This is a genomic window from Fontibacillus phaseoli (assembly GCF_003337355.1).
GTDB lineage: Bacteria > Bacillota > Bacilli > Paenibacillales > Paenibacillaceae > Fontibacillus > Fontibacillus phaseoli.
On the sequence record NZ_QPJW01000003.1, the window covers coordinates 287,531 to 314,021 of the forward strand.

Sequence of the window (26,491 nt, forward strand, 5' to 3'; positions counted from 1 at the left end):
ATTAAGTACTGGTAACTCTCGTGCTCGGTGTGCAGGTGATTGGGTACTGGTAACTCTCGTGCTCGGTGTGCGGGTGATTGGGTTCTGGTAACTTTCGTGCTCGGTGTGCGGGTGATTGGGTTCTGGTAACTTTCCTGCTCGATGTGCGGGTGATTAATGGCAAAAGCAGCACCGGAGACCAATTGAGTGGTCAAGAAGCAAATTAAAAAATTCTAACGGACACCAGGGACCTTATTCCCTCTTATTTTGCCACTTTCAAAATCTAACGGACACCAGAGCCCTTAATCGGGCTTATTCATCAGATTTTGAGCAAATATCAAGAGATTAGCGTCTCCTGTGTCCGTTAGAATTTCAAACCCACCAATTTGCGTCATTTAACGGCTCTGGTGTCCGTTAGAATTCAGACGAGCTTCTTTTGAGCTTCTTTTGAGCTTCTCTTGAGCTTTTCGAACTATGCCCTAGGTCTTCCCAGCTTTCTTCGGGCAACTCACAGCCGTAATTGGTATCTGCGATAGCGCAGGCTGCCCTCTCCTGCAACGCGCAAGACTTGCAACTCCACCAAACGGTGCAAAATGCGGCGTGTATGGCGATCGGAGAGACGAAGATGGGCTGCAAGTTCGGGAGGGCTGAAGGGGCGCAGCAAACGGCGGGCAAAGCGCATCGTTTCCGCTTCTGACCAATCCAGTTCGGCCGATACATCGGTCGAAAGAAATTTGCCGACGAAGGAGAGAATAAGCTGCTGGCATTGCTTCGGTTCGTCTTTGACGGAAAGATAGGCGACAGGCAAGAACACCCAGCCATCGAGTGCCAGCATGCTATGTCTCATGCACAGATCCTTAAAGCGCCTGACGTCAAGATCCCTCGCATGGGGTCCGTAACCTTGGATCTCAATCCCTCCTTTTGCGCCACCCGGCATATAAGCAAGATCCAAATACCGGTATCCATTATTGAAGTCGCGGACTTCCCATTCAGGATACAAATAATTAAAATTACCTACCGCAGGATACCAAGCCGCGCGTAAGAACTCCACCGTCCCATGGCCTAATCCTTTTTCAAGCAATTCACGCCGTCTGTGATTTGTCTCCTCCTGAACATTTGAATCGATCCATTCAGCATACTTTTGCTCAAACATGAATACTCCCCCTATCAGAAAATAAAAAAGCCGTTTCATTGCATCGGCTATAAGAGCCTGATGTAATGAAACGGCGTGCCTCGCTCCGTCAAATCACTAACAATTCACTAATAGTGTATATGGAATATTATTTGCCCAAGTAAGCATTCAGCATCCAGTTGTGTTTCTCAAGCGCGGACAAGATGCCCAGCAGCAGGTCGCCTGTTGCTTCATCCTGGGATTGTTCAGCAGCTTCCATGCCTTGTTTCAATTCGTCTTGCAGGACAGAAAAATCTGACACAATCGCAGAAACCATAGCTTCCGGCGTTTCTCCACCGTTTGCCTCAGACACCGTGGCGATGGACAAAGAATCGCGCAGGGTTGCCACCGGCTTCCCTCCAATGGCGAGCAAACGTTCAGCAAGCTCATCAATATTCGTTGCGGTTTCATTATAAAGCTCTTCAAATTTCTCATGCAAGGTAAAGAAGTTAGGTCCTTTTACATACCAGTGGAAATTGTGCAGCTTGGTGTACAGTACGGTCCAGTTCGCGATTTGCAAATTCAATTGCTTTTCGAGGGCCAGTTCATTTTGTGTCAGGTTTTGATTACTCATTTCAATTTCCTCCATTCAAATATAATGATAAAGTAGGGTTAGCAGATGCAAGTGGGATCCCTTTAAATTTAGACTAATTCTAAATCCTGTTTTTATATTACCACTAACCCGGTTTTTCTGCAACCTTTTAAACATGAACATCCCATGAATATCTCGCGGCTGCAACATAATTCGTGAGTACGGGGGTAAGCTTGGGAGTTGTCCGTTTCCTTTTCCCCGTTCCTGACTTGAAGTTTGCGTCGTTGAGTTGCCGATTATTCACATACCCAAACATAAAAAAGGAACCTAGCAATCACTCTGCCGGTCCCTTGTTGACCTTACTCGCGAATCTGCAGCTTGAGCTGCTCCAGATTGCGTTCCAATTGGCGGATACCATCCTCCACCAGGCGGCGGTCCACCGCATTCGCCGTATCGATTTGCGGCTTGCGCATGGCTATCGTTTTCTTTTCTTCTTCCCAGTACGCTTGACGCCGCTGAATTTCTTTATATTTGTCCAGCAAGTCCGTAATAATAGCATAAAAACGCTCATAATCCACGATGACATCATCCAGGAAGCGGTCAACTTCTTCTTTCTCGTATCCCCGCATCTTCACATCAAAATCCTTCTCATGAATAGCGAGCGCATCCAGTTTAATGCCCAGCTGTCTAAATAATCCCTTCTGGTCCTCCAGCTTGCGCGAATAATCGTCCTGCATTTAGTATCCCTCCGTACCTAAGGCTTGCATTTTCTCTTATGATATCCATATCTCTTAAGTTAATCATATATAATGTACCATAATTAATTCAGATTTTCGACGCCATGGGCGGCAGACTAATCCTCCACATCTCATGATATAATACAAAATGTGAAATTATACCACCATGCAATTGTCGAAAAGAGGTTGTCAACTTGTCTCAAGAAAACAATAATCCAGCCCGGTCTCCTTTGGCCGCCAACCCTTGGGTGATTCTTGCTAACGTTTCCCTCGGCACTTTTATGTCGACCCTGGACGGAAGCATCGCCAACGTGGCGCTACCGACGATCGCCGGAGAACTCGGTGTCCCCATCCACATCGTCCAGTGGGTGCTTACCGCCTATTTGTTGACCATCTGCGCGACATTGCCGATCATGGGGAAAATTTCGGATATGTTCGGACGCAGTAAAATTTATAATTACGGCTTTTTGATCTTTGCCGTCGGCTCGGCCCTTTGCGGCCTTTCCAATACGCTTACGATGCTGATCGTCTCACGCATTCTTCAAGCGCTTGGTGCGGCTTGCCTGATGTCCAATAGCCAGGCGATTATCGCCGAGGTATTCTCCAGTAAAGGCCGAGGCAGAGCGCTGGGAATCACCGGCACCATGGTATCGCTCGGCTCGCTGACCGGTCCCGGCATCGGCGGGATTCTCGTCGAACACTGGGGCTGGACATCCATCTTCTGGATTAACGTCCCTATCGGGATTATCGGCTTTATCGCAGGCTGGTTCTTTCTTCCCAAAGACAAAAACCTCAAAAAAAATCAGCCGTTTGACTACACCGGCTCCCTGCTCTTTATGGCCGGCATGATCGCCTTTCTTTACGTCATTTCCGGCGGCCAGGATTGGGGCTGGCTCTCTCCTTCCGTCTGGATCGGCGGCGGACTGTCCTTGCTCGTCTTGATCGGCTTTTATTTTTGGGAAAAACGCACCCGCCATCCGATGCTCGACTTCAGTCTGTACCGGATTCCGGCCTTTGCGATAGGAAACCTAACGGCGCTGTTGTCCTTTGTGGCCCTCTTTTTTACTAATGTTCTGATGCCGTTTTATATGCACGACGTACTCGGCTTCTCACCGGCAAAAACGGGATATACTATGATGGTATACCCGCTTGTCATGGCCGTCGTCGCTCCTCTTTCCGGATGGTTGTCCGACCGGATCGGTTCCTATTCGCTGACCACGGCTGGGCTGCTGGTTAATGCGCTCGCATTCGGTCTGCTTAATACGCTGTCGACGCAGGAAAGCGCATGGATGGTCGGACTGCATCTTGGCTTGTTCGGTCTCGGCGGCGGTCTGTTCCAGTCGCCGAACAACTCCAGCATAATGGGTTCAGTGCCGCGGAACAAGCTGGGAACCGCCGGCGGCTTAAATGCGCTCGTACGAAATATAGGGATGGTGCTCGGCACCTCCTTATCGATTTCGCTCTATTCCTCCCGGCTCAGTTATCTGTGCCCTATCTCCCCGGGAGAACCGGAAGCCGCGCTAAGCGCGCTGCATACCGTATTCTGGACGGCCATGGGCATCTGTCTGCTGGCTCTGCTCGTCTCGGTTCAGCGTTTGCGCACAAGGTCAAATGATGTCCGGACCGGATAAATGTAATTTAAAGGTTCGACAGAATTCATGATTCTTTTTATAATAAGATTTAGTTAGTTAAGTAAATTAGCCTTGGTGGTGAATACAATCTTATATATCTATTCTTTCTTGCTATCGTTTCTCATTGTGTACTTCCTGATTCCTCCGCTCGGAAAGCTGGCATTCCGGCTCGATTTCGTGGACAAGCCCAGGGAGGACGTCGAACGGAAAATTCATCGCAATCCGATCCCGCTGACGGCCAGCTACGCAATCTTTGTCGGATTCTTCGTGTCTTATCTCCTGTTTACAAGGGATTTCTCCATGCAGACCGGAGCGCTCTTTCTCGGCGGGATTCTGCTTCTGGTGATCGGAACCGTCGATGACTGGTTCAAAACGAAGGGCAAAGATTTTCCGGCGTTGCCGAAGCTGATCGTTCAAGTATCCGCGGCCGTGCTTGTGTTTCTGTCGGGGATCTCATTCAGCGGCTTCGTGAATCCGTTTAGTGGAGATTATGTCCTGTTGCCGGTGTGGCTGCAGTTTATATTGACGATCCTCTGGATTTTCGGAGTAACGACCGTGATCAATTTTTCGGACGGTCTGGACGGGTTAGCTGGTGGTTTGTCTGCAATTTCCGCTGTAACCCTGTTCGTTGTCGCTTTAACTAAAGGTCAAACCACGTCGGCGATGCTGTCGATTACCTTGATCGGGGTGACGCTGGCTTATCTGCGTTATAATAAACCCCCGGCAAAAGTATTTATGGGTGATGCGGGAGCCACCTTCCTCGGTTTCATGCTGGCCGTGATCGCACTCGACGGAGCTTTCAAACAAGCTACTGTGCTGTCGTTGTTTATTCCCGTGCTTGCGCTCGGCGTTCCGATTTTCGACAACCTGTTCGTCGTCATCAAGCGATTCCTGCAGGGCAAAGCCATATATCAGGCTGACGCCAGCCAGGTCCACTACCGTTTGCTTCGCGCCGGTTTGAACCATAAGCAGGTTGTTATGTTCCTGTACCTGATCAGCACTTGTCTGGGGTTGTCCTCGATTATTTTGCTGCTATTGCAGGGATAATCCAAACAAAGTTCTATCCTTACGTCCAATGAGCTAAAAAATCATAATACCGCACCATATAAAGAGGGCGCCCAACGGGCGCCCTTAGCTTTTGTTTATCCATTTATAGTTTACACGATTCGCGATCCCCGGAAGTCATTGCAATAAGGGGTGGATTCATTGTCATTATTTATTGTTGTCTTGCACGGCAGCCTGGACTTCCTTCGGCTTCTCTTCCTCATAGTCCCCGCGAGCGCCCTTCTTGAATTCCTTCAGCATCGTTCCAAAGCTGCGACCCAGTTCAGGCAGTTTGCTCGGACCGAACAATATCAATGCAGCGATAACCAGTAACAGCAAATGAGTCGGCCGCAACAAATTTTCAAGCACTTTTATCACCTCTTTAGGCTATCTTTTTTAAAATTATACTACTTTATTCGAAATAAAGGAAAACTATTTATCAGAAAAATCGATAAAAACGTCCAAATCCATGAATTGTCGGCCTGCAAGAAACCAAAACCGGCTTCTGGGCATATGCTGTCTCATCAATGTATGCAAAGGAGCGAGCACCATGAATACGTTCAGTCTGTGGGCTGTCATTGCCATCGGGTTGGCTTCCAACCTGGACAACGCAGGGGTCGGCATCGCATACGGAGCCCGGAAAATACATATTCCGTGGTATTCCAATCTGGCGATCGCACTTATTTCATTTTTGGCTACGCTTTTGTCGGGATTGTTCGGAAACTGGATCGCCATATGGATTCATCCCTGGATCGGACAATGGATCGGCACAATTGTGATCGTCGCCGTCGGAGTATGGGTGTTGCTTCAGCCTTTTGTGGAAAAAAAAGCTGCTATCCCGCCAGAGAACGATCCACCGATCCTGACACGTCTGCTCCGCAATCCGGAAGAAGCCGACAGGGACAGTTCCAAAAGTCTGAGCCTGGGAGAATCCTTGCTGCTGGGCATCGCGCTGGCCATGAATGCGCTGGCGGGCGGATTTAACGCGGGCATTACGCATTTAAATGTATTTTATACCTCCCTGTCGGTCGGGGTGTTCAGCTATTTACTCTTGGCCCTTTGTGCCGGTTTTGGCGAAAAATACGCCGCCGAAAAACTAGGCAACCGGGCCACCGTCATTTCCGGTCTTCTGCTCATCCTAATCGGTTTGCACCAAATATTATAGCTTCCCATTCCAAGAGGCCCCTTCCTTTGCGAAAGGGGCTGTTTCGCTATGCGGGTCAATCAAGAAAGAAGGTGCCCGTTCGTTGAAATCGGCCGGAGTCTCCAAGGGGACATTTTATTGGTATTTTGAAAGCAAAGAAACCATGACGCTTGAATTGATCTCCGGCGGCAGGGACAAATTAGTCGAAACGATTGCAACAGGCTACCGCAAAAAAACCGGTACCGTGGAAGACTAACTATTTAGATATAAGGAGAGAACCCGCCATGCAACTAAAAAAGAGAAAGTCCCTAATCATTTTGACCCTTATCGCGGCTTTCACCCTCGTATTGTCCGCTTGCGGCGCCAATAACGGCGGCAATGCCACCGGCAATGGCAATACAGCGGGAACGAAAGATAACGATCCAGCGCAAAACCAGGCCGGCAGCAACCTGCTGGAACAAATCAAGAGCAAAGGCAAAATTACGATCGGCTTGATGGGGACGTACGCCCCTTACAACTTCGTTAACGAAAATAATGAGGTCGACGGATATGATGCTGACCTCGCCAAAGAAATCGCCAAACGGATCGGCGTGGAAGCGAACTTCGTGACCGGGGAGTTTTCCGGATTGATCGAAGGTCTGCAAAAAGGCAAATACGATGCCCTGGTCAGCCAGGTTACGATCACCGAAGACCGCCAGAAATCGATTGATTTCTCCGAGCCTTACGTGAAGAACGATGTGAGCATTATCGTAACAGACAACAACAATAACATCCAATCGGTAGATGATTTCAAAGGCAAAAAAATCGGCGTCGCACTCGGGACGAATGATGAAGCTTATTTGCGCGATGAAGTGCTGCCTAAGGTCGGCGATTTTGAAATCGTCACCTATAATGACAACCTGAATGCGCTGATGGACCTCAACAACGGACGGATCGACGCGACAATCAACAATGTGTTCGCGCTTAAACCGCTTATTGAGAAAAATAACCTGAAATTAAAAACCGTCGGCGAGCCCTTGAAATCCGACTTTGCCGGTGTAGCCATGCCGAAGAACAGCCCGGAACTGCAGGAAGCCGTTAATAAGGCCCTCCAGGAAATCAAAGACGACGGCACTTTAAAAACGCTGTACAACAAATGGTTCGACGTAGATCCTAATTTTTAAGCCGGGATCAGAACCGGAATAGAGCAAACACCAGGGGGAGAGAAACCGATGAAGCTAGTGCTAGACAATCTTGAATATTTGCTGACCGGCGCCTACTATACGCTGCAGATTACCCTGGTGTCCATGTTCTTCGGCCTGATCATCGGGCTGGTGGTAGCCATCGCCCGGCTGAAGGGAAATGTCCTCTTTCGGAATATCGCCCGGGTTTACGTCTCGATTATCCGGGGTACGCCGCTGATGGTGCAAATTTTCATCGTGTATTACGGACTACCGGACTGGGGCATCAAGCTAAGTCCCATGATGTCGGCCTACATCTCGATGAGCCTAAATATCGGGGCCTATCTGTCGGAGACGTTCCGGGCCACGATTCTGTCCGTCGATCATGGACAAACCGAAGCTGCCCAATCGCTAGGGATGACACCTTGGCAGAGTATGCGTTTCGTTGTATTGCCGCAGGCGGCCCGGATTGCGATTCCGCCCCTCGGTAACTCTTTTATCGGGATGCTGAAGGAAACGTCCCTCGTATCCGTAGTTACCGTCGTGGAACTGTTCCGCGCGGCTCAATTGCTGGTATCGCGTTATTATGTGGCAATGCCATTCTTTCTGGCGATCGGCCTGATGTACTGGATCATGAGTACGGGACTGTCCTTCATCCTGAACCGGATCGAAAAACGCTTGTCCAAAGCGTATTAAGATTTCATTGGCGACCCTGCCAAGGAGCTGAGTAAATTGAACCTCAAAGACAATCATTTACTGAACGTGGCTGACCGGGCCAAAGATCTGTTGGAACGCGAAGGGCTGGACGCTTTGATTGCCTCCAGCGCCGAAAATGTCTATTACCTGTCCGGACAGCCCAGCGTGTTTATGTATACTTTTCGGATGAGCGAAGCGGCGTTCGCCGTCGTCTTCCGGGACCCGGGAAGAAACTCCATACTGATCATGAGCGAATTCGAAGCCTCGGGACTGCCGGAAGTCATCCCGGGCTTTGACATTGTCACGTATCCGCAATGGATTGATCTGGATGATCCTTTCGGCATGAGAAAGGATCTGTTCACAGGCGAGCGTCCGGATGCGCCCCGCCCGGACGCCGCGTTGGCGGCGCTGGCCGAGACGCTTCCGGCCAGCGGCCTGACGGCCGGCGCGGTCGTCGCCGCCGAGTTGGGCGGCATGCGCGGCGGTACGCGGGCGCTGCTGGCGGAGCGGCTGCCGCTGCTGCGCTGGGCGGAGGCCGCCCCGCTGTTTACGGCCCTGCGGGCACGTAAAACCGGCTTCGAAATCGCGCAGCTGCGTGAGAGCTGCGCGATTTCGGAAGAGGCCCTCAGCGCGGCGGTGCAGGACATCGCCGCCGGCGTCACCGCGGCCGAGCTCGCGGCCGCGTTCCGGATCGCGGCGACGCGCCGCTGCTTCGGCTTCAGCGAGCGCTTCGCCACGATCTCCGTCGGCCCGCAATTCGCGCCGGCGTCGGTCTACTCGCCGCACCGTGCGGCTCCCGGCGACATCATCAAATTTGATGTCGGCGCCGACGTGCAGGGCTATGGCGCGGACATCGCCCGCACGTTTGCGCTCGGCGAGCCGGGCGATGCCGCAAAGCGCGCCTATGCGGCGCTGCGGCCCGGCCACGACCGCATGCTCGAACTGGTCGGCCCCGGCGTGCCGATGGCCGCGGTGTTTGCCGAGGGCATGCAGGTCATCCGGCGCTCCGGGCTGCCGGACTACAACCGCGGCCACCTCGGCCACAGCATCGGCCTGGCTCTCGCCACGGAAGAGGCGCCGTTCTTCAGCGCCGCCGACACTACCGTACTCGAGCCGAACATGGTCGTCTGCATCGAAACGCCTTACTACGGCTACGGCGTCGGTTCGGTCATGATTGAAGACATGCTGCTCATTACCGAAAACGGCAATGAGCGTCTGAACAAACTGACCCGGGATCTCGTCGTCTTGTAACTTGGAAGCTACGAGCAGTAACCTTCTATAATAAATCGTTTAAATAATAGGCTATGTTAAATTCTAATGTTGATATTTAACCAAAAGAAAACCGCCTTGCTTGAAAGGCGGTTTATTAAGCTATCGTCTCCCGTTAGCTCAATTTCAAACAGTATATGGGTTCATCATGGAAACCTTTTTCAATTTCACCTGCTCATTTTGTTCGCTCTACAGAATACAGAAAAAATTCCATATCTATATTCCTAAAATTCTTAGTATCTTTATCAATAATATTCATACCGTTTCGAACAGCAACTTTTTGAGCGGCTATATTTGTGTCCCTAATAATAGAATAAACCCTATTTGCATTAAGAACTGAAAAAGCGTATTCCTTGCAAGCAATTGCCGCTTCTGTTGCGTAACCTTTGTGCCAATACGCTTTTTGAAACAAAAATCCTATTTCCAAAATTTCTTTTTCTCTCCAGCCTTGCATTGTCAAGCCACATTGACCAATCATTTCGTTTGTTTCTTTTAATACAACAGCCCAAAGTCCAAAACCATATTCTTCATATCTTTTAAGATGTCTGTTAAGCCAATTTTGTGCTTCTTCTAAGTTGAATGCACTTTCATAAGCAGCACGCATTACTTCCTCATCACACAATATTCCGCACAATGCATCATAATCGGACTGCACCATTTCTCTAATTATAAGACGTTTTGTTTCTATCAAAAATCTCCCACCTTTCTATTGTATCAATAACCTTTCAAAAACTCCTTATCCTGCCCCGTTAGCTTAGCAAGAATAAGCAGAAAGCCGAAGTTTGGTATTCGTTTCGGCTACAGTAAACAGGCACGATTTCACCAACATATTCTTCTTATTCGATGAGGTATTCTCATATTCCTTGCTATCTTTAAAAAGAAACCATGCCAAATAATGTTGCAAATATTTGGTGGCAACACCATTAAAGCGGTCCATCCATTTCTTCAAGCGACTGTGGTAACTGTTTACGTTCTGGATATGGTACACGCCTTTTACCCGTTGTTTTCCATCGGATTTGAATCTGTAATGAGCCAAGCCCTTTGAGTTCGCATAGGAACTAAATGCTCTCCACGAATCAGTGCATAGCACGTTCGACTCAGATATATGAATGCCAATCGCTTCATCCAATTTTGTAGTCCGAATACGTCCACGCCCAAGTACGCCAGAGTAGGTCATTTTCTGGCGGTCACGGGCAACGAGTACACATACTTGGTCATTACTAATACCACGATATTTGGCTTTTCCGCCACGTTTACGTGGCTTACGTTCGACAATATTCCGTTTGCCCTTTTCGGAGTATAAAAAATACGTTTCGTCCATTTCAACGATTCCCTGGAACGCTTCCGTTGGAATCTGCTTCAGAGCGGCAAGAATCTTATGTCGCCAGTAAAACAAGGTGACGTGCGTGACTTCACCGTTTAACTGCTCTGCACATTTTCTCAGAGAATAGCCCTCAATATACATTCAATGAAACGAACCCAAATATGAGGTCTCCTCGTTCGTTGCAGAGGGGTATTTGTAAGGTCATTGAACGTTTGGCGACAGGACTTACAACGGTAACGTTGACGTTTAACCTCTCCAGTGCGGGTTTTTACAGGGTACTTCCCAAATCGCACAACAGAATGGTTTTTGCAATGTGGGCAAACAAATCCATCTTTATGCTTCTACTCTTGAATTTCATCAATTGCTCGAACTGGAACCGCCACACCTTTGGTTCGGGATTGCAAAAAGTAAATAAGCTCTCGCTTACCGTTATCGTCCAATGTATCAGCAAGCCTCTTTAGTTCCTTCAAATCCATGGGTAAATCATCTCCGAATAGTGATATTACCCTTATTTTAGAACATTGGTTCGTATACATCAAATATCAACAACAAAGTTTAACATAGCCAAATAATAAAGAAGCCCGTCTCTTAAAGACAGGGCTTCTTTTGCACGGCATTCTACTACTCTACTATAGGAGGACAATCGAGAGGAGGACAATCGAGTTTAACGACGGTACCGTCTACAGAGTTCGGTCGACTCATTTCCCTAAAGACGCTGCAACACCGTAACTTGCGATAGGTTAAAAAACTTGCATACTTGTCTCCAATCAGTCGCTTAAGCCTACCTGCCGCTCGCTCCATTCCCAAAGCCTGCGGGCCGCTTCCGGGTCCTCCGCCTTCGCGACAACCGGCTGGGCCTTTTTCTTATAAAAATATTGTCCGGTAATCCCCTTTACTTCCGGCGATGAGGCCAGGTAGACCGCGGTTTCCGCCCCTTCCTCCGCCGTCAGGAAAAACGGGCGCAGCAGCCCTACCAGAGATTTGCCGAACCCGGTATTCCGGTCGACCCCGATATTCGTAGCTACGGCTCCGGGATGCAGGCAGTTGGCGGTAACCCGGGTCCCCTCCAACCTGCGGGCCAACTGCTTCGTAAATAGAACATTCGCCAGCTTCGATTGCGCGTACCCTTTGGCGACGTTGTACCCCCGTGTCAGCGTTGGATCTTCCCAATGGATTTTGCCTATTTTGTAGATGCCTGAAGATACGTTGACGATCCGCCCTTCCTCAGCGCGTGTCAGTGACTCAAGCAGCAAATTGGTGAGCAAAAAATGCCCCAGATGATTAATCCCGAGATGGGACTCGAAACCATGCGCCGTCAGCTCCCGCTTCAACGATACGACACCCGCATTATTCACGAGGACATCGATAACGCTATGCCGGTCTTTCACTTGGGCGGCCAATCGCCGGATGCTCTCCTGGGAGCCTAAATCGCACAGCATCATTTCCAATCGATCCGACCCGCTTTGCTGAACGGCCTTTTCCCATGCCGTCCTTCCCCGTTCCTCATTTCGGCATAACATCACGACGTGCGCTCCCCGCCGGGCCAACTCCACTGTGGTGGCGAGCCCCATCCCCGAATTGGCACCCGTAACGATTACCGTTTTTCCTCGCATACTCGGTCCCTCCAATACTATCGTTATTTTGCTTTTGAAATTTCATAAGTTCCTTACTATACATTTCTATATACCATATTCAATCCCTCTGTAGACCCGTCTTTCGGGTTTCTTCTTATCCAAACTTATCCTATAATGAGATTCATAGATTCAATATATAGTCATAAAGCAGTATGAAAGGAGACATACCTTTGAAGTGGCTGTCCCCCTACGAACATGAACTTCACCTTGCTTTTACGGAAGCGGAGGCAATCCTGGCAACTTTTCCGGAATCGTTCCGAAAGCCGGCACTGGATTATCTCGACAAGTTTCATGTGCTGAAAGAGAACCGATCCAAAAATTACATATGTTATCTTTTGCCGTTCTGGTTGCAGGAACATGCCGGCCTTGCTTCCGGCGACGTCCGCCGCTTTGCGGTCGCCAACATCTTCGGGATGATGTACTATCACCTGATTGATGCTTGCATGGACGAACCGGAAGCGGTGATGGCTCAGCAGCTCCCGCTCGCTGAATTCATCCATCTGGAATTCGTTCAGATATACAGCGGTTATTTTCCGGGCGGGTCACCTTTTTGGACCTATTTTAAAAAATACGTTTCACAGTGGGCCGAAGCTGTATCCGGTGAGAAGACTTCGGACTTTTATCACGACGATCCCGTAAGAATGGGCCATAAAGCGGCCCCGGTAAAACTGACCGTTGCCGGTTCTATGCTTCTTGTAAACAGAGAGGCGGACATCCCTCGTCTGGAAGAGGCAGTGGATAACGTTCTGGTTACCCTGCAATTGCTGGATGACTGGCAGGATTGGGAGAAGGATCTCAACGAGGGGAGCTACAATGCGCTGGTATCGATCGTGCAGTCCGAATTGAAAATTCCGCGTGAACGCCGGCCTGCACCGGAAGAAATCAGACAGGCGATTACCGTTCAAAGCGTTCTCGCCAACCTGGCGGAACATGCGGAACGCAACCACGAATCTCTCGTGAAATATAGAACCTTGGTACCCGGCTTATATCAATTTCATGAAAGTTTGCGGGACAATTTAAAAGAAGGCGCCATTGAAATCGAAAATGAACGGAATTTGTTGCAAAGAGGCGGTTTGGGGTATTGGCTCTCCAAGAATATGTAACTTTCCTGGATTTTCAACAAGATTCATGGTATACTCGAAAGGAAAATATAACCATTTTATTCAGAAAGGGTGATTCTATGACATCAGGAGCTCTCCTTCAAACACGCGTGATTGAGAAAGCATGGCAAGATCCAAGTTTCAAGGCTAAATTACTCGCTGATCCAAAAGCAGCAATCCAGGAGGCACTCGGTGTAATTCTCCCGGATCACATTAAAGTGAAGACAGTAGAAGAGAATTCCGATGAATTCTACCTCGTACTGCCTCCTAGTCCAGCCAATGTAATTAAGTCCGAAGTTAAACCAAACGCGGTTTGGGGAGATTAAACTTCTAGTTATTTATAATTAGGGGTAGCGACGAGGGCTAAAGCTCCGGTTTCTTACGCGTTTTTCACTGCGGGAAACCGGACCACGGCCTCCGTCCCTACTCCTTTTTCACTTTTAAATTGAATTTTGCCGTTCATGACTTCTATAATCCGGAAAGTAACCATAAGCCCCAGTCCCGTTCCTTTGGTCTTGTTGGAGAAGTATGGCTCTCCCAAGCGGGCCAGCACCTCCTCGTCCATCCCTTCACCGGTATCTTTTATATGAATACATACTTCTCCGTTCTCTTCATACGACCACACATGGATCTCCCCTTCACCATGCAGGGATTCGATGCTGTTTTTAATGATATTGATAAAGGCCTGCTTGAACTTCGAAGAATTCCCTTTAATATGCAGGTCCTGAGGGATGTGTACGGAAATTTTGCCGCCCTGAAGATTGGCCATCGGAATCAGAATGCCTTCGATATGAATGAACTCGTTCAGTACATTGAGCGTGGTCACTTTTCCGACCTCCGGCTTGGCGAATGTGAGAAAATCCGTGATAATCGCGGACGCCCGGTCCAGCTCTTCCAGCGCCATGCTGAGATACACCTTATCGGCGGAATTTTGCTTGGCAACAAGCAACTGCAGGAAGCCCCGAGTCACCTGAAGCGGATTGCGCACTTCATGCGCTACGGAAGCCGCCAGTTCACTGATGATCTCCATTTTCTCGGAACGCTGGAGCTCATTGTTGAACATCTCCAATTGCTTGGAGTACTCCACTACCTGCTCATGATTATGGGCAAATCTTTTGCCGAGAATAATGATTAAAGCGATCAGAAAACACACTACGCCCCATTTCCACAAAAAAAGGTCGTAGTATGCCGATTTAAAATAAAACCACAACAATTCTCCCGACCCTAGAATCGCAAAAACAGCAAATCCGATCGTAAATATGATCGCTTCTTGATTTCCCCGAATTGTATAAATTGTCGCAATCGAAACCAATAAGATAAATTGAACGATCATAAACAAGCCGATCAGGGTACCGGAAGCGAGTCTGTAGTAATCGTAAAACTGGTTATCGCTCAACAAATTGATTGCCATCAAAAGTATGCACAGCAAGGAATAAGCTACCTGAAACTTCTGGAATTTAGTAATGATTGATTTGTAGCCTCTGCCGAATATACTTACAAAGAAGCTTGTAAAAGAAGGAAGTAATATAAAGAGTGACAAGTCAAACAATAGAACATACAGGTTACCGTATTTGCCAAAAAGCGAATACAGAAACGATGAATATGTAATAACTATGGTTCCGCTGGATAAAATCACCAAGCATAATGAAAACCAGCTGGACATATTTTCATTTTTCAGGAACAAGGAACAGATCAGCATAACGACGGCAATGAAAATCAGGGCGCTGCCGATAATAAAATCGGTCATATTGTTCTTGATGAAGGTATTCTGCAATTCCTTATAGTCCCCTACCAGTACTTTACTCTGCAATCCAATACGTGTTCCCGACTTGATCCCGATATAAATTGACTCGCCTTCATAAGAGTGGTCCATCGGCAGCAATATGGTATTAATTGAATAATTATAAGATCGGTTGGATTCATAGATGATCTCGTCGTGAGAACGGATTACTACATGACGCCCGTATATCTTTTCAAACAATAGCGCCGGGGATCCCGTTTGGAAAGTAGGAATATCGATCTTGACCCACTGACCCACTGCTCCTACCGGACGTTCCGGGTCAAGGCCTACCGCTTTAACATTCTCCCAGTTTTGCATCGCTTCCAGTTGATTTATGTTTATTTCAGGATCAAATTCATCAGTCCATACAACTTGCCATTCGGTAATCGATTGCTCGTCCGCGCTTTCCCGCTCCGGGCTCTCCATCAAAAATGCAGCAATCGCTACAACACCAAGTACAATCAAGATGGCAAACGCTTTAAAGAAAGCCTTCATTCCAGCACCCCTGCCAATAAATTAAGAGCTAGTCTAACTAATTCGATAAAATTAAACAATAAACCTTCAATTTTATGGAAATTTATATAAATTCCAAATAAATATACGTAACAAAATTATTTTACCGTTATTACCCATTTTAATCTATGAATAGTTTTGTCACCTTTGAAAATAGTTTCAATTCGAATAAAGAAAGCCGACCAAACAAGAAGGGACCCTCCCGGCGAAGTATAATTATACCCCGGGACAGCCCCTATCTTATCACTAATATGCTCGGTAGCCTATGTTATTACGCCAGTTCCATATCAATTTTTTCAACGAGTCCGCTGCGTACGTCCTCCGCAAGAACGCCTCGAATCACGGAATCTTCTATGTCTATCCTAGTTCCGTCGATTTTTTGCAAAATGATTTTGCGGATGGATACGGCCTGTTCGCCATAAGTGTCCCCTTTGCCCGGGTTATGATAAGTAACCTTCGTTGCGCCAAGGAACTTGAATGAAACGTCGCCTTGCTCGTCAAACAACCAGCCTGGCAGAGACGGATTGAAATGGAGCTGCAGCTCGTTATCCTGAACCCGGAATACGTGCTTGCCGGCCATCATCGCAATCCACATGCTGATAAATTCGGCGGTCGATCCGCTAAGCCTTGCCACGAAACCTCTGCCGTGTACATGCGGGTCCGGATTCACGCTGGAGGCAATAAACGATGAATTTTCCAGCGTGCTGCGGCCATAGACTTCCGGATCGAGGAACGGAATCAGCGAGGTTTTGATTTCCGCAAAAAACTGCTCCGTTAACCCGTTCTTAAGCAGCGCCAGCAAATATTTGTAGCTCATGTGCAGGAAGATCGATTCCCGTTCCAGCCAGCCTGGCGTAAATGCGCGGATCCGGCCGATTTCATGGCTCTCGTCATTCAGACTGACCGAGGTCTTGTACATTTGCAGTTTGGCGTCAAACAGGTCGCTGCGGCGGATGTTTTCATAGGCTTCTCCAGCTTTCTGCGGCTCATCCAGCGTCTTCATCCAGCGCGCAGGCCCTTCCAGAAAATGAGGTAGCGGCTTGACGGCGAATTTCGTTACCTTCGCACTCGGCAAGCCGTAGCCGCTGATGACGGCTTTCCCTTGTTCGTCGAGGACAGCTTCGTATTCCACCGCTTCAAAAGCAAAATACGTCGGCGTCAAGCCTCCGCCTAGCGAGATCGCTTCGGAAATTCCCGAATCCATCTTGCGGAGCATGGCTTCATAAACCGGAATAAGTTTGGAAAGCTGAATTCTCCGCTCCGTTCCGCTAATGCCGAAGCGAATATTGTCCCGATATTGTTCGCGTGCCGAAGCCGTTTTGTCCCAATATCCGAAGTTATCAAGCCCTCCTTCAAGGTGCTTGTTCAGTAATGCTGTTACTTCCTGAAGCAGGTCGGCGATCTCTTCGGGAACATCCACTTCTCTTGCTTGAGATTCCCGTGCGGTTTCCAGCACGAATTGCAGCATCCGCTTCAATTCGAACGTCTCGCTCATCCCGGAACCGAACAAGCCCGGCAAACCGTTCATGGCATCGTTCCAGCCCGGTTTGTTCCCTTCCATCTCAACGCCCATGCCGTACGGGTCAAGCGTTGCGAATTTGACCAGAGACAAGGAAAGCAGCTTCACGAACAGATTGGTGCGGTAAACCTCGCCGTTGCCGTGTCTCGTTTTCAGCCAATTCGTGTCTTTTAGACTCAAGCCGAACCGCTGCATCTTCTCTTCGTCGTGTACGAGCGAACCGTACTGGCGGATATGTTCTCCACTCAGCACATATTTCTGGCTTCTAGGCAGCACTCTTGCCGGACTGTCGAAGTAGGCATAATCGCTTTCTTCAAACAGCAAACGGGCTTTACGATCCGGGAAAATGTCGAGATAGCTGTCAATCAGGTCCATGTTGTAGGTCCAGTGGTCCGACCAATAACCTTCCCCGAAGGTCGCTTCGATTTCTTGTTCGGCCAGCGAGAAGATGCCGGTGAGGAACTCTTCCTCGCCAAGATTTAACGATACATTATGCACCGCGATAAACGAGATCAGCTTGCCCGGCGTAAACTTGCCCCGGCAAAGGCGCTGCAGTTCCTCCCGATGATTCGCCGCCGCGCTCTCCAGCCATGTTCTCAACTGAGCAGCCCGGCTCTCGGGCACATGGAAACTGGTGCCTTCCACCCCTAGCGGATTGTATCCGTCGGCTTGCATCAGACTGAAGAAGGTTCTGATGTTGAAAGTGCCGACGCGGGGATTAAAGTAGATATCGCTGCGGCGATTCTGGTTCGCGTCGCGGAAATTTCCGTTTCCTTGCGAATAGTATTCCGGAGCGAGCGAGAAGAAATTGTAATCCCGTTCCAAGTCGCCGTGTTTGCGGGAATAGAGGTGGATTACAAAACCCTCTCTGCCATTCTCGAAAATAAACGGATACCCGCCGCGCAAGAAATTGTCCAGATAACTTTGTCTGGCGTAGGCGTCAAACAATGGCATCGAAGTTTTGGTGGCCACATCGGCCGTCAAGGTTTCCGTCAACTCCCGGGCTTCCTGCTGTTTCCGTTCAATATAAGCCGGAGAAGATATCATAGCCGCTTTTTCATTCAAACGCTCTACGGTGTCGATATGACCGATCAGGGTGTAAATCTGCTGGGTATCCCCAGGCGCGAGCTCGGCGGAAATTCCGGAGAACCCGCAAGGAACCTTGTTAGTGCAGTACTGGGTCTTGCTTGCCAATTCGCTGATTGCCGTCTCGTCAAAACAGTTCGGATAGCCAAGCGATGTATTGCTGCCAAAAATCAGCTCAAAGTCGGCAATGGGCTTGATCAATTCGCCCTGTCCATCAAACGAGAGATAAAAATGACCGCTGCGGATCTCGCTGACTTCCGCCTCGTCATGCGTACTGGAACGATTGCGGTAATAGGGAATACCGTTCTCCAGATTATCCACTTCCATCCAACTGCGGAGCAGGTTTCCGATCTCCTTATATCCGGCATTCTCTACTCCGTACGGCAAGATTTCCGGGAGTCCGTCCAGCACTTCCATGCGGAGCGTTTCTCCGGACAGATTGGTGATTTCCACCTTGCGCACCAGGGCCGCGTAGTCGTCGTTAGGAATATGAAAATAAGTGACCTTCGTTCGCAGCCCCTTGGCTTCATGAATTTCCTCGATTCCGATCTCGTTAGCCAGGATCCGCATGCTGCGCTTGGCTGATGCATCCGGATAAGCGCTTTGGAACGGCTCGTAAACGGTCTCCGCTCCTTCAAGCTTGATAAACGTTCTGAAGCCCTGCATGGATACGGACTGGTAGGTGATATTCGCAGGGGAAAATTCCATGATCGGACTGTTCTTGTCGCGGATACCGAAGCTGCAGACCGCCTGCCCCCGGTTTACGTAAAATGTCCACATCGGAATTCCCTTCAAACCGGCAAGGCCGGGAAGGAAACTGGAAAATGGCTTGGCTTGATCAAATTGATCGATCACGAACGCGCCTTGCTCGAAACTATATTTTGACATCTGTTTTTACCTCCACAAGCATTTCTATTTGTCTTTGTATCTTATTTGATGATGTAGGTTGCGATCGAGTGGGCCGCGAGCGTATCGCAAACGGCTTCTCCGTCCAGTTCTAACGCAAATTCCCGGCCTTCCCCGGTTTCATTCTGGATGACTACCGCTATGCTGCCGTCGGTATTCCGGAATGCCGTCATTTGAAGTCCGGAAGTTTCCGAAGTCAGGCCGATGCGGACCGCACCCGGTTTGATAAACTTGCTGAAATGCCCGATATAATAGAACGAACTGTTATAAATAACGTTGTCATTCACGGTGTCGGCAATGATCGGCGCATCGCACAAATTGTTGACATGGTTCGGCCCGCCGGTCTCGTCAAGTACGAGATTCCAGTCGAGGTAGCCTTCCGTCCAGTTGTTCAAGTCTCCGATGATGTTGCGGCCGTACCGCTCGCCGGTAAACCATTCGCCCAATTTGACGCCGCCCTCCTGGCAACCTTCCGTAAAGAGCAAGTGCTTGTCGGGAAACAGGTCGTGAACTTTGCCGACTTCCTCAAACGCCTCGCTGACATACCAGTGGAATCCGGTGCCCCAGACGTATTTTGCGGCTTCAGGATCGGAAAGCACCGCCGATGCCCTTTCTACGATAAGATCGCGGTTATGGTCCCAAATCAGGATATTGACGTCTTCCAGACCTTCGCGGTGCATCGTCGGACCGAGGTGATCGCGGACAAAATCCCGTTCCTCTTCGCCGCTATAAATGCAGGAATCCCAGGTTTGCACGGCAGCCGGTTCATTTTGTACGGTAATGCCCCAGATCGGTACGCCTTCCGCACGGAACGCCTTGATGAATTTACTGTAGTAGAGCGCCCAAGCCGCGCGGAATTCCGGCTTCAACTGGCCGCCGTGATTCATTTCCCCGTTCGTTTTCATCCATGCCGGCGGGCTCCAAGGAGAGGCAAGCATCGTAATGTCTTTACCGGCCGCTTTAACCGCCTCCTGAATCAGCGGCAGCACCCATTTCCGTTCATGCGAAATGTCGAAGGTTTTCAACTCAACGTCATTCTCTTCCACGTAAGTGTAATTGCCGAGGGCGAAGTCGCAGCTATGAATATGCACCCGGCCGATCGTATACCCCAGTCCCTCTTCCGGGTCAAAATAACTGCGGATCACTTCCGCTCTATGTTCGGGACTGATACGCGACAACGTGTAGGCCGCCGCTTCCGTAAAAGCGCCTCCAAAACCAAGGATGCTTTGAAAGGATTGCTCGGGTTTTACCGTCACCCTGTCTTTGCCTTCCGGTGCGCCGGCTTGAACCGCCAATTCCCCCACGGGTTGCAAGCGTTCTCCGGAATCAAGCGATGTTAGGATTTTGGACCATGTTGCCATTTCGAAATCCTCTCCTTAGAACCTGAATTGTTCGACAATAAAACCTTTCGAAACCGGTTTCGATTTGTCTTAAAAAAACAGGGACCCCTCTAGAGCGAGCGACAAGACTCCCTGATTACCAATTGCACCGGAATCATATCACTTTGAACTTCATCCCCGCCTTCTATCGTATAGATTAACATGTCGGCGGCCTTATTGCCAAGTGCATACGTATCCTGACGGATCGTAGTCAAGGAAGGCGTCAAAAATTTGACCATTTCAATGTCGTCAAATCCGATGATCGAAATGTCGCCCGGGACGCTCAACCCATGGCTTTTAACCGCCATCATCGCTCCGACCGCCAAATTGTCGCCGGCGGCAAACACAGCGGTTGGCCGCTCGCTTGCCTGCAGCAGCTCTTCCATCGCCAAACGCCCGCTTTCAACCGTATAGTCGTAACTTCCCTGGACGACATGCTCCGGGTTTACGCTCAATCTCAGTTCCTCCATCGCATGCAAGTACCCTTGAAGCCGTTTCTTACCCGCAAAGGTATTCCCGCCGCCGATATGGGCGATCAACCGGTGCCCGAGACTGTACAAATGCTCCACAGCCATGATGCTTCCGGCCATATTGTCTGAACAGACCGTGCTCTTGGTAACCGACTCCTGATCCAGCAAGACGCACGGGATGCTTGATTCCAGCAGTTCCAGGAAATACGGATCCGTAAAATCCGGCAAAATGACTACTACACCGTCCACACCGCGGATTTTGCAATGTTCCAGGTAGCTGCTCTTTTTGCCGCCGATATCCTTGGAAATAAACATCAAATCGTATCCTCTGGAGGTCGATACCTTCTTGAATCCTTCGATGACTCCGGCAAAATAAGGATGCAAGATCCCTGCACCCGAAGGTTCGTTAAACAGTACACCAATGGTCCATGAGCGCTTGGTGGTCAGCGAACGGGCATGCGCATTCGGCAAGTAACCCAATTGTTCGGCCGCCTCCAAAATTTTGCGCCGGGTTTTCGGACTGACGTCAGCATAATCATTAAACACCTTGGAAACGGTGGTCGGAGAAAATCCGGTTAATTTGGCTATGTCATAAATCGTTATCACTTACTGGTTCAACTCCTGCTATCATTCAGGCCATCCCCTAAGGGTTCATGTGAAATTTTATCCGTCCCCTGCGGCGAAGTCAACCTTAAACAAATAATGCCGCAAACGACGGTTTGTTGTTACATTGTTTCATTGAGGTGCAGGCCGTTTAAGAATTACTCAAACGGAACCCGCCTGTCAAGTTGGCAACATCAGCCGGGACAAACCGATTAGCATGAAAGAGGAGGAAAATACTATGTACGAACCACGCGACCGGAACGAAGTAAGCAATGTGGACGTTGAACGCAGAGATGTCCAGCAAAAATCCGAACCCAGCATGGTTGCGGCTACCTTCATTAAATATGCGGCCTATATTATCCTGTTTTTCGGCTTTCTCTACTTCCTTGTTAAATACGTATTTCCTAAATTCTGATTCGGTAACTTATCGCAAAGAACCGCTGTTGAAGGCGGTTCTTTATTTTTTTGCGACAAATGTGATGAAGAAGTTGAGCATAGATCAAAGTTCACGTTTGCCTTCGAAATGATCCGTTCCCTGGTCCGGTTGAAATGTTTGAAATCGGGTAAACTCCTTATAGTACTGCAACTGGCTTTTTGTTCTGTATTCGGACACTAACAAACCGAGGAGGCGATGCTCCATGCCGGATTACCCGAAAACCGAAGGAGATCAAGCTTACGAACGATACATTATACAAAGAGAATACCGGGCCGAAAACGATATTCCGGACAATGATTTGCTGCCGCACGATACGGTGATTACGCAGGGCTTGAGCGAGCCTGCCGACAATCAAGACAAAGAAACGGAACTTCAGGCTGAGAATGATGCCCTGCCGGACGTGCCCGATGCCGATGAAATCCAGCCGGGCAGCCCCGTGGATCAGGCGGCTCCCGATCCGGATGCCATGCACGGTACGGATTTGCTGAACGGATTTGATGGCGATGAATCACAATAAAACAATCAAAGCGGGCGGCTCCCGAGCTATGATTTGCTCGGGAGCCGCCCGCTACTGTATATTTTTTTGCCCCCCCTCCCGTTGCAATCTCCCATTGACTAACAATTTATGGGCTTTCTATTAAAATTCTAATGTCTTTATCGAATCATTCCCGTATATTTAATTTCCATGTCGGCTTTCACTTGAAATTCCAGATTAGGATATAACCGTTTCCAATCCTCCTGCTCGGTTGCATTGTTCCAGTTTCTTGAATAATAGCGAAGTCCCCAGCCGATGGGATCCAGCCCGGTAGCCTGAATTTTCTTCAGCAATTGCTCCCCGTCCTTTTTCCATTTTTCACCGGCCGCTTTTGAATACCCCCTCATTACGGGTCCGGTAACCGATGTGCCAACCGTATTTTCTTCCAATACTGCCCTCCCGGAAAGTGTATATTGGATCACCGCTTTTCCGTCTTTCCCTCCTTGAATCCGGTATCTCGATTTCGAAGCTTCCAGATTATAATCAAAGGAAGTGCCTTCTGCGTCTACCCTGAAGCTGGAACGCAAGTTGTGTGACGTTAGCAGATTATAAATTCGGGTCTCTTCCGGAGACAGTACGGTGACCATCTTTTTCTTATTAAAGAGCGCCAGCTTATCGATGACGAGCATATCCGGATGTTTCGCCTCGACGATCGGCATAATGGGGTCAAGTCCACGTTCGGTAACCCTCCGTTTTAAGTCGTATGAATAGACTGTCTTAATGTACGGAGATTCCGTTCCCTCTTTACCAAGTCCGAGGATCAGGGCATTCCCAGGCAACCGCTCGCTTTTGGTCTGCATTTGAACCACTTCCTTGGCGTTAGGCATACCTACCGCGCAATACATAATCAACTGGATATCCCGGCGGCGGCTGGACCAGTCAACGATGGGAGTGATGTTGTTCCTGACAAGAGACTCCCCGTAAATCAAGGCCTTGCAATGGCTGAAGTCCACTTCCTTATCCATCTTTGATTTGGCCAACCGGATCGCTTCCGGCACGCTCTCCGCGACTTCCGTTATAACAACCGATTCCTGGCTTCGTTTTGTCGGATCCCCTTCCGGTATGCCCATTTTAAGCGTCACTTCGAACTGGTCTCTTTTTTTAGGGTCATCAGGACGATCGATCCCGATCGCAAGTACGAAGGATCGCTTATCGATGTCCTTAAACTGGCAGCCGGATAAGGTACCCGACAGCAGGATAGCCAGCAGGCAGCAGATTCCTTTTTTCATGTCTTTTTTGCGCTCCTTCCCTTCGCATAAAACATCACACCCATCAGCAGTAATTCATTAAGAAAGCGGATATTTAAAAACCATTGCCCTAATTGGCCCAGCCTGACCTGGTCCAAGAAATTCATAATTATAATCGTAGCTGCCGAGAAGGGGACAAGAACCCACCAGTCCATTTTTTTGCCCGGCTTTTTCCCCTCCTTCGACTGAAAAGCGCCTTTGAACAATTCCAGGCCAACATGCCAATGAAGCACCGTACTAACAAGGGCTAGAGTCAGGTACGTCGTATAAAACAAAAAGAGAACCCGCTCGATAATAAACAATTCCATCCGGATGGAGTCCGCTGTGGAAAACCAGCTATACACATGTTCTTCCACGCCGATCGTCCCGTGATAGCCGACGGGAACCAGAAAGGTGACGAGCAGAATCATCAATCCAACCACCGGAATCATCCAAAAGTGCCGGGTTTTGATCTGTTTGAAATTCCGGTTAAAGATGGCGAGATTGAAGTAGCCTGAAAAGATAAAAGTGGCACCGGCCAGGGATACATACTTCGGTCTGGTCCACATAAACGTTACGACCTGCATAACCGCGTCCCAATTAAAGGCCGGATTTATAAATGCCTTTACAAGCATATAAACGATGATAGGCGTAACGAGAAACAACAAGGTTTCAAGCGCGTACAGAATCGATTCGGAGGACAGTCGGCAGCAAATGGAGGTAAGGAGCAAAAATCCGAGAATGACAGCATACGAGGAAATGTCGGGACTAATAAAGCGGAGAGTGATGTCCACGAACGATAACATCGTTATAATCCCTGCCATAAACCAGAAGAAGGCATACAAAATTAATAGCAAAAAGGAAAAGAATCTTGGCAGGGTAGCATTAAAAATTTCCGGGAGTCCCTGTCCTTTAAAGCCTTTAATCGTATAAGTAAACCCGAAGAACAGCAAAGTTCCGATGAACGTGGATAGAAAGATCGACGGCAATGCCCCGTGAAATCTCGTAAAAACAAGCACCCGAGGAACAAAATTGATGATATTGATCAGCGCGTTCATCAAGAACAAATAGTAGATATATTTGCTGCTCACCATCTCATTGCCCACCCTTTACCTTCGAGTCCAATGCAAACATTTTCATGTAAGGCCGGCCAAAGCTGCGCAATCCCGATAAGTACATGATCAACCCGACAATCGACACGACGATGCCTACCAGCCCGAAAGTAATTGCAAACAGTACCATACCGTATTTGATTACACGAATGGTGTAGCCCATCATACTTAATGGAATAATGAAATTGGAAATCGCCACGGCCGATACCAGAATAATCATGATATTGCTGACCAGCCCGGCCTGGGTGGCCGCTTGCCCCAAAATCAAACCGCCAACCGTCGTGGCAGTCGGACCAATTGCTTTTGGAAGCCGTAAGCTCGCCTCCGTCAAAAATTCCATCATCAGCAGCATTAGAAAGACTTCCATAAAGGAGGGATAAGGAACGGCCGCTCGGCTGCCCGCAATCAATAAAGAAATTTGTACTTTCAGAATTTCAGGGTTGTAAGAGGCAAAAGTGACATAAAGCGCCGGAAGCGTCAGCGTCAGAAACAAGCCGATATAACGGATGATTTTCAGAAACCATCCGACCAGCGGAACTTGTATTTTATCATCCATAGCCGTGAAGAAATCGCTAAATACGACCGGGGCAATAATGGCAAATCCGTTGGAATCGATAATTACCGCCACCTTACCCTCCGCAATATTAAAAACTACCCGATCGGGTCTCTCGGTGACGACCATCGTCGGAAAGATACGGAACCGTTCGGGAGTGATATATTTCTCCAGTTCCCCGGCAGATTGCAAAATATCGATATCGACATCCGCAATCCTTTTTTTCATTTCCTTAAGCACTTGTTGATCCACCCGATCGTTATCGTACAGAATGGCCACCGAAGTATGGGACACTTTTCCCAGCGTAAGCATGTCCACTTTCAGTGCTGCAGATTGGTATCTCCGCCGGATGAGATTCAGGTTCATCTCAATGCTTTCGCTCAGTGCATCCCGGGGGCCTTGAACAATCGATTCGTTTACCGCCTCACCCACCCCGCTGGATTCCACCTTGACGGCATCGAACAAATAGCCGCGGGAAGCGATTCGTATGTACGCAAATCCTTTCAGCACATACTCAAGGATCTGCTGGCGTTCACCAGTCTGGATCGTACCCGGAAAAGAAGAGATGTAGCTCTCAAAAGCCTTCACATCCTCCATCTCATAACCGGGAACGATAACATAACGGCTTATCGTATCGGAATTGGTCAGACTTCTCAAATATTGCAGCCCGATTTCACCGGAAGAACCGAGCATCCGCTGCTCAAAATCCACCTGTCCCGACATCGTCTCAGATAACCAGGATACTTCCTGTTCTCTCGTCTTCGAACTCATATCCGATCCCTCCTTACTTGCAAATAGCCCCCGGGAGTCCCAATGCAGGTGAACCTATTTTGCCAACAAATCCCGTTTCTCATTCATGATCGGACAGCCGGTAACTCCAGCCGGAACATATGCACAAATCAAAAAGACTCCGCCGCAGCGAAGTCTCTTTTTACAACTTATGAACAATGAA

General features: G+C 48.9%; 25 protein-coding genes and 1 pseudogene. 11 read left to right on the plus strand and 15 right to left on the minus strand.

The genetic code is table 11. From position 1 onward, the window contains the following. Window positions 1-487 precede the first annotated feature (487 nt). The 3 genes from DFP94_RS11465 to DFP94_RS11475 all read right to left on the minus strand — a co-directional run bounded on the left by DFP94_RS11465 (window position 488) and on the right by DFP94_RS11475 (window position 2,419). Window positions 488-1,132, minus strand: coding sequence for a transcriptional regulator (locus DFP94_RS11465; RefSeq protein ID WP_245954741.1), 645 nt, complete (start codon window positions 1,130-1,132; stop codon window positions 488-490). A gap of 127 nt (window positions 1,133-1,259) precedes the next feature. Next, the gene (locus tag DFP94_RS11470) at window positions 1,260-1,724 is read right to left on the minus strand and encodes a Dps family protein (protein WP_114496611.1); all 465 of its coding nucleotides are present in this window, start codon (window positions 1,722-1,724) and stop codon (window positions 1,260-1,262) included. 317 nt (window positions 1,725-2,041) lie between these two features. After that, window positions 2,042-2,419: a DivIVA domain-containing protein gene (locus DFP94_RS11475; RefSeq protein WP_114496612.1), complete on the minus strand. Its 378-nt coding sequence runs from the start codon at window positions 2,417-2,419 to the stop codon at window positions 2,042-2,044. Between the two features lie 194 nt (window positions 2,420-2,613). Between DFP94_RS11475 and DFP94_RS11480 the strand changes: the two genes are divergently transcribed. Then, on the plus strand, window positions 2,614-4,050 hold the full coding sequence (locus DFP94_RS11480; protein WP_114496613.1) for an MFS transporter: 1,437 nt from the start codon (window positions 2,614-2,616) through the stop codon (window positions 4,048-4,050). Window positions 4,051-4,128: 78 nt separating this feature from the next. Beyond that, window positions 4,129-5,097, plus strand: coding sequence for an MraY family glycosyltransferase (locus DFP94_RS11485; RefSeq protein ID WP_114496819.1), 969 nt, complete (start codon window positions 4,129-4,131; stop codon window positions 5,095-5,097). Window positions 5,098-5,262: 165 nt separating this feature from the next. Here DFP94_RS11485 and tatA read toward each other — a convergent pair whose 3' ends face one another. After that, window positions 5,263-5,463, minus strand: coding sequence for a twin-arginine translocase TatA/TatE family subunit (gene tatA, locus DFP94_RS11490; protein ID WP_114496614.1), 201 nt, complete (start codon window positions 5,461-5,463; stop codon window positions 5,263-5,265). Between the two features lie 181 nt (window positions 5,464-5,644). On the opposite strand from tatA, the gene ytaF reads away from it, so the two are divergent. The 5 genes from ytaF to DFP94_RS11515 all read left to right on the plus strand — a co-directional run bounded on the left by ytaF (window position 5,645) and on the right by DFP94_RS11515 (window position 9,345). Then, window positions 5,645-6,259 carry a sporulation membrane protein YtaF gene (ytaF, locus tag DFP94_RS11495; protein WP_114496615.1) on the plus strand — a complete coding sequence of 205 codons (615 nt, stop codon included), beginning with the start codon at window positions 5,645-5,647 and terminating at the stop codon, window positions 6,257-6,259. 82 nt (window positions 6,260-6,341) lie between these two features. Further along, a complete protein-coding gene (locus tag DFP94_RS11500) occupies window positions 6,342-6,494 on the plus strand; it encodes a TetR/AcrR family transcriptional regulator (protein ID WP_245954742.1) in 153 nt (50 codons plus the stop codon). Between the two features lie 28 nt (window positions 6,495-6,522). Further along, the gene (locus DFP94_RS11505; protein ID WP_114496617.1) at window positions 6,523-7,401 is read left to right on the plus strand and encodes a transporter substrate-binding domain-containing protein; all 879 of its coding nucleotides are present in this window, start codon (window positions 6,523-6,525) and stop codon (window positions 7,399-7,401) included. Window positions 7,402-7,449: 48 nt separating this feature from the next. Continuing rightward, window positions 7,450-8,094, plus strand: a complete 645-nt coding sequence (locus tag DFP94_RS11510; RefSeq protein WP_114496618.1) for an amino acid ABC transporter permease — start codon at window positions 7,450-7,452, stop codon at window positions 8,092-8,094. Window positions 8,095-8,130: 36 nt separating this feature from the next. Next, complete coding sequence (locus DFP94_RS11515; RefSeq protein WP_114496619.1) at window positions 8,131-9,345, plus strand: M24 family metallopeptidase; 1,215 nt, start codon at window positions 8,131-8,133, stop codon at window positions 9,343-9,345. Window positions 9,346-9,538: 193 nt separating this feature from the next. Here the strand turns inward: DFP94_RS11515 and DFP94_RS11520 are convergent, their stop codons facing one another. From DFP94_RS11520 to DFP94_RS11530, 4 genes and pseudogenes are all read right to left on the minus strand, one after another. After that, a complete protein-coding gene (locus DFP94_RS11520) occupies window positions 9,539-10,054 on the minus strand; it encodes a GNAT family N-acetyltransferase (RefSeq protein WP_028612721.1) in 516 nt (171 codons plus the stop codon). A gap of 63 nt (window positions 10,055-10,117) precedes the next feature. After that, a pseudogene (locus tag DFP94_RS11525) lies at window positions 10,118-11,028 on the minus strand (IS1595 family transposase); the annotation flags it as partial. Further along, a complete protein-coding gene (locus DFP94_RS26515) occupies window positions 11,029-11,163 on the minus strand; it encodes a hypothetical protein (RefSeq protein ID WP_425459255.1) in 135 nt (44 codons plus the stop codon). Between the two features lie 291 nt (window positions 11,164-11,454). Beyond that, on the minus strand, window positions 11,455-12,300 hold the full coding sequence (locus tag DFP94_RS11530) for an SDR family oxidoreductase (protein ID WP_114496620.1): 846 nt from the start codon (window positions 12,298-12,300) through the stop codon (window positions 11,455-11,457). A 191-nt stretch (window positions 12,301-12,491) separates the two neighbouring features. On the opposite strand from DFP94_RS11530, the gene DFP94_RS11535 reads away from it, so the two are divergent. Next, window positions 12,492-13,424, plus strand: a complete 933-nt coding sequence (locus DFP94_RS11535) for a hypothetical protein (RefSeq protein ID WP_114496621.1) — start codon at window positions 12,492-12,494, stop codon at window positions 13,422-13,424. Window positions 13,425-13,501: 77 nt separating this feature from the next. Next, on the plus strand, window positions 13,502-13,747 hold the full coding sequence (locus DFP94_RS11540) for an NHLP leader peptide family RiPP precursor (RefSeq protein ID WP_114496820.1): 246 nt from the start codon (window positions 13,502-13,504) through the stop codon (window positions 13,745-13,747). Window positions 13,748-13,800: 53 nt separating this feature from the next. Here the strand turns inward: DFP94_RS11540 and DFP94_RS11545 are convergent, their stop codons facing one another. The 4 genes from DFP94_RS11545 to DFP94_RS11560 form a co-directional block, all read right to left on the minus strand. Beyond that, window positions 13,801-15,696 (minus strand): sensor histidine kinase, encoded by a 1,896-nt coding sequence (locus DFP94_RS11545; protein ID WP_114496622.1) that lies wholly within the window; start codon window positions 15,694-15,696, stop codon window positions 13,801-13,803. 289 nt (window positions 15,697-15,985) lie between these two features. Continuing rightward, a complete protein-coding gene (locus DFP94_RS11550) occupies window positions 15,986-19,207 on the minus strand; it encodes a cellobiose phosphorylase (RefSeq protein WP_114496623.1) in 3,222 nt (1,073 codons plus the stop codon). 41 nt (window positions 19,208-19,248) lie between these two features. Then, complete coding sequence (locus DFP94_RS11555) at window positions 19,249-20,586, minus strand: glycoside hydrolase family 30 protein (RefSeq protein ID WP_114496624.1); 1,338 nt, start codon at window positions 20,584-20,586, stop codon at window positions 19,249-19,251. Window positions 20,587-20,675: 89 nt separating this feature from the next. Continuing rightward, on the minus strand, window positions 20,676-21,680 hold the full coding sequence (locus tag DFP94_RS11560) for a LacI family DNA-binding transcriptional regulator (RefSeq protein ID WP_114496625.1): 1,005 nt from the start codon (window positions 21,678-21,680) through the stop codon (window positions 20,676-20,678). Window positions 21,681-21,915: 235 nt separating this feature from the next. Between DFP94_RS11560 and DFP94_RS25495 the strand changes: the two genes are divergently transcribed. Together DFP94_RS25495 and DFP94_RS11565 are read left to right on the plus strand one after the other, a co-directional pair. Continuing rightward, window positions 21,916-22,092, plus strand: coding sequence for a hypothetical protein (locus DFP94_RS25495; protein ID WP_181873104.1), 177 nt, complete (start codon window positions 21,916-21,918; stop codon window positions 22,090-22,092). A 223-nt stretch (window positions 22,093-22,315) separates the two neighbouring features. Beyond that, window positions 22,316-22,630 (plus strand): hypothetical protein, encoded by a 315-nt coding sequence (locus DFP94_RS11565; protein WP_114496626.1) that lies wholly within the window; start codon window positions 22,316-22,318, stop codon window positions 22,628-22,630. A gap of 137 nt (window positions 22,631-22,767) precedes the next feature. Here DFP94_RS11565 and DFP94_RS11570 read toward each other — a convergent pair whose 3' ends face one another. From DFP94_RS11570 to DFP94_RS11580, 3 genes are read right to left on the minus strand one after another with little or no spacing between them, the layout of a single operon-like run. After that, complete coding sequence (locus DFP94_RS11570; RefSeq protein ID WP_114496627.1) at window positions 22,768-23,877, minus strand: Ger(x)C family spore germination protein; 1,110 nt, start codon at window positions 23,875-23,877, stop codon at window positions 22,768-22,770. Beyond that, window positions 23,874-24,968 (minus strand): hypothetical protein, encoded by a 1,095-nt coding sequence (locus DFP94_RS11575; protein WP_114496628.1) that lies wholly within the window; start codon window positions 24,966-24,968, stop codon window positions 23,874-23,876. The genes DFP94_RS11570 and DFP94_RS11575 overlap by 4 nt, the downstream gene beginning before the upstream one ends. A 1-nt stretch (window position 24,969) precedes the next feature. Further along, window positions 24,970-26,310: a spore germination protein gene (locus DFP94_RS11580; protein ID WP_114496629.1), complete on the minus strand. Its 1,341-nt coding sequence runs from the start codon at window positions 26,308-26,310 to the stop codon at window positions 24,970-24,972. Window positions 26,311-26,491 lie beyond the last annotated feature (181 nt).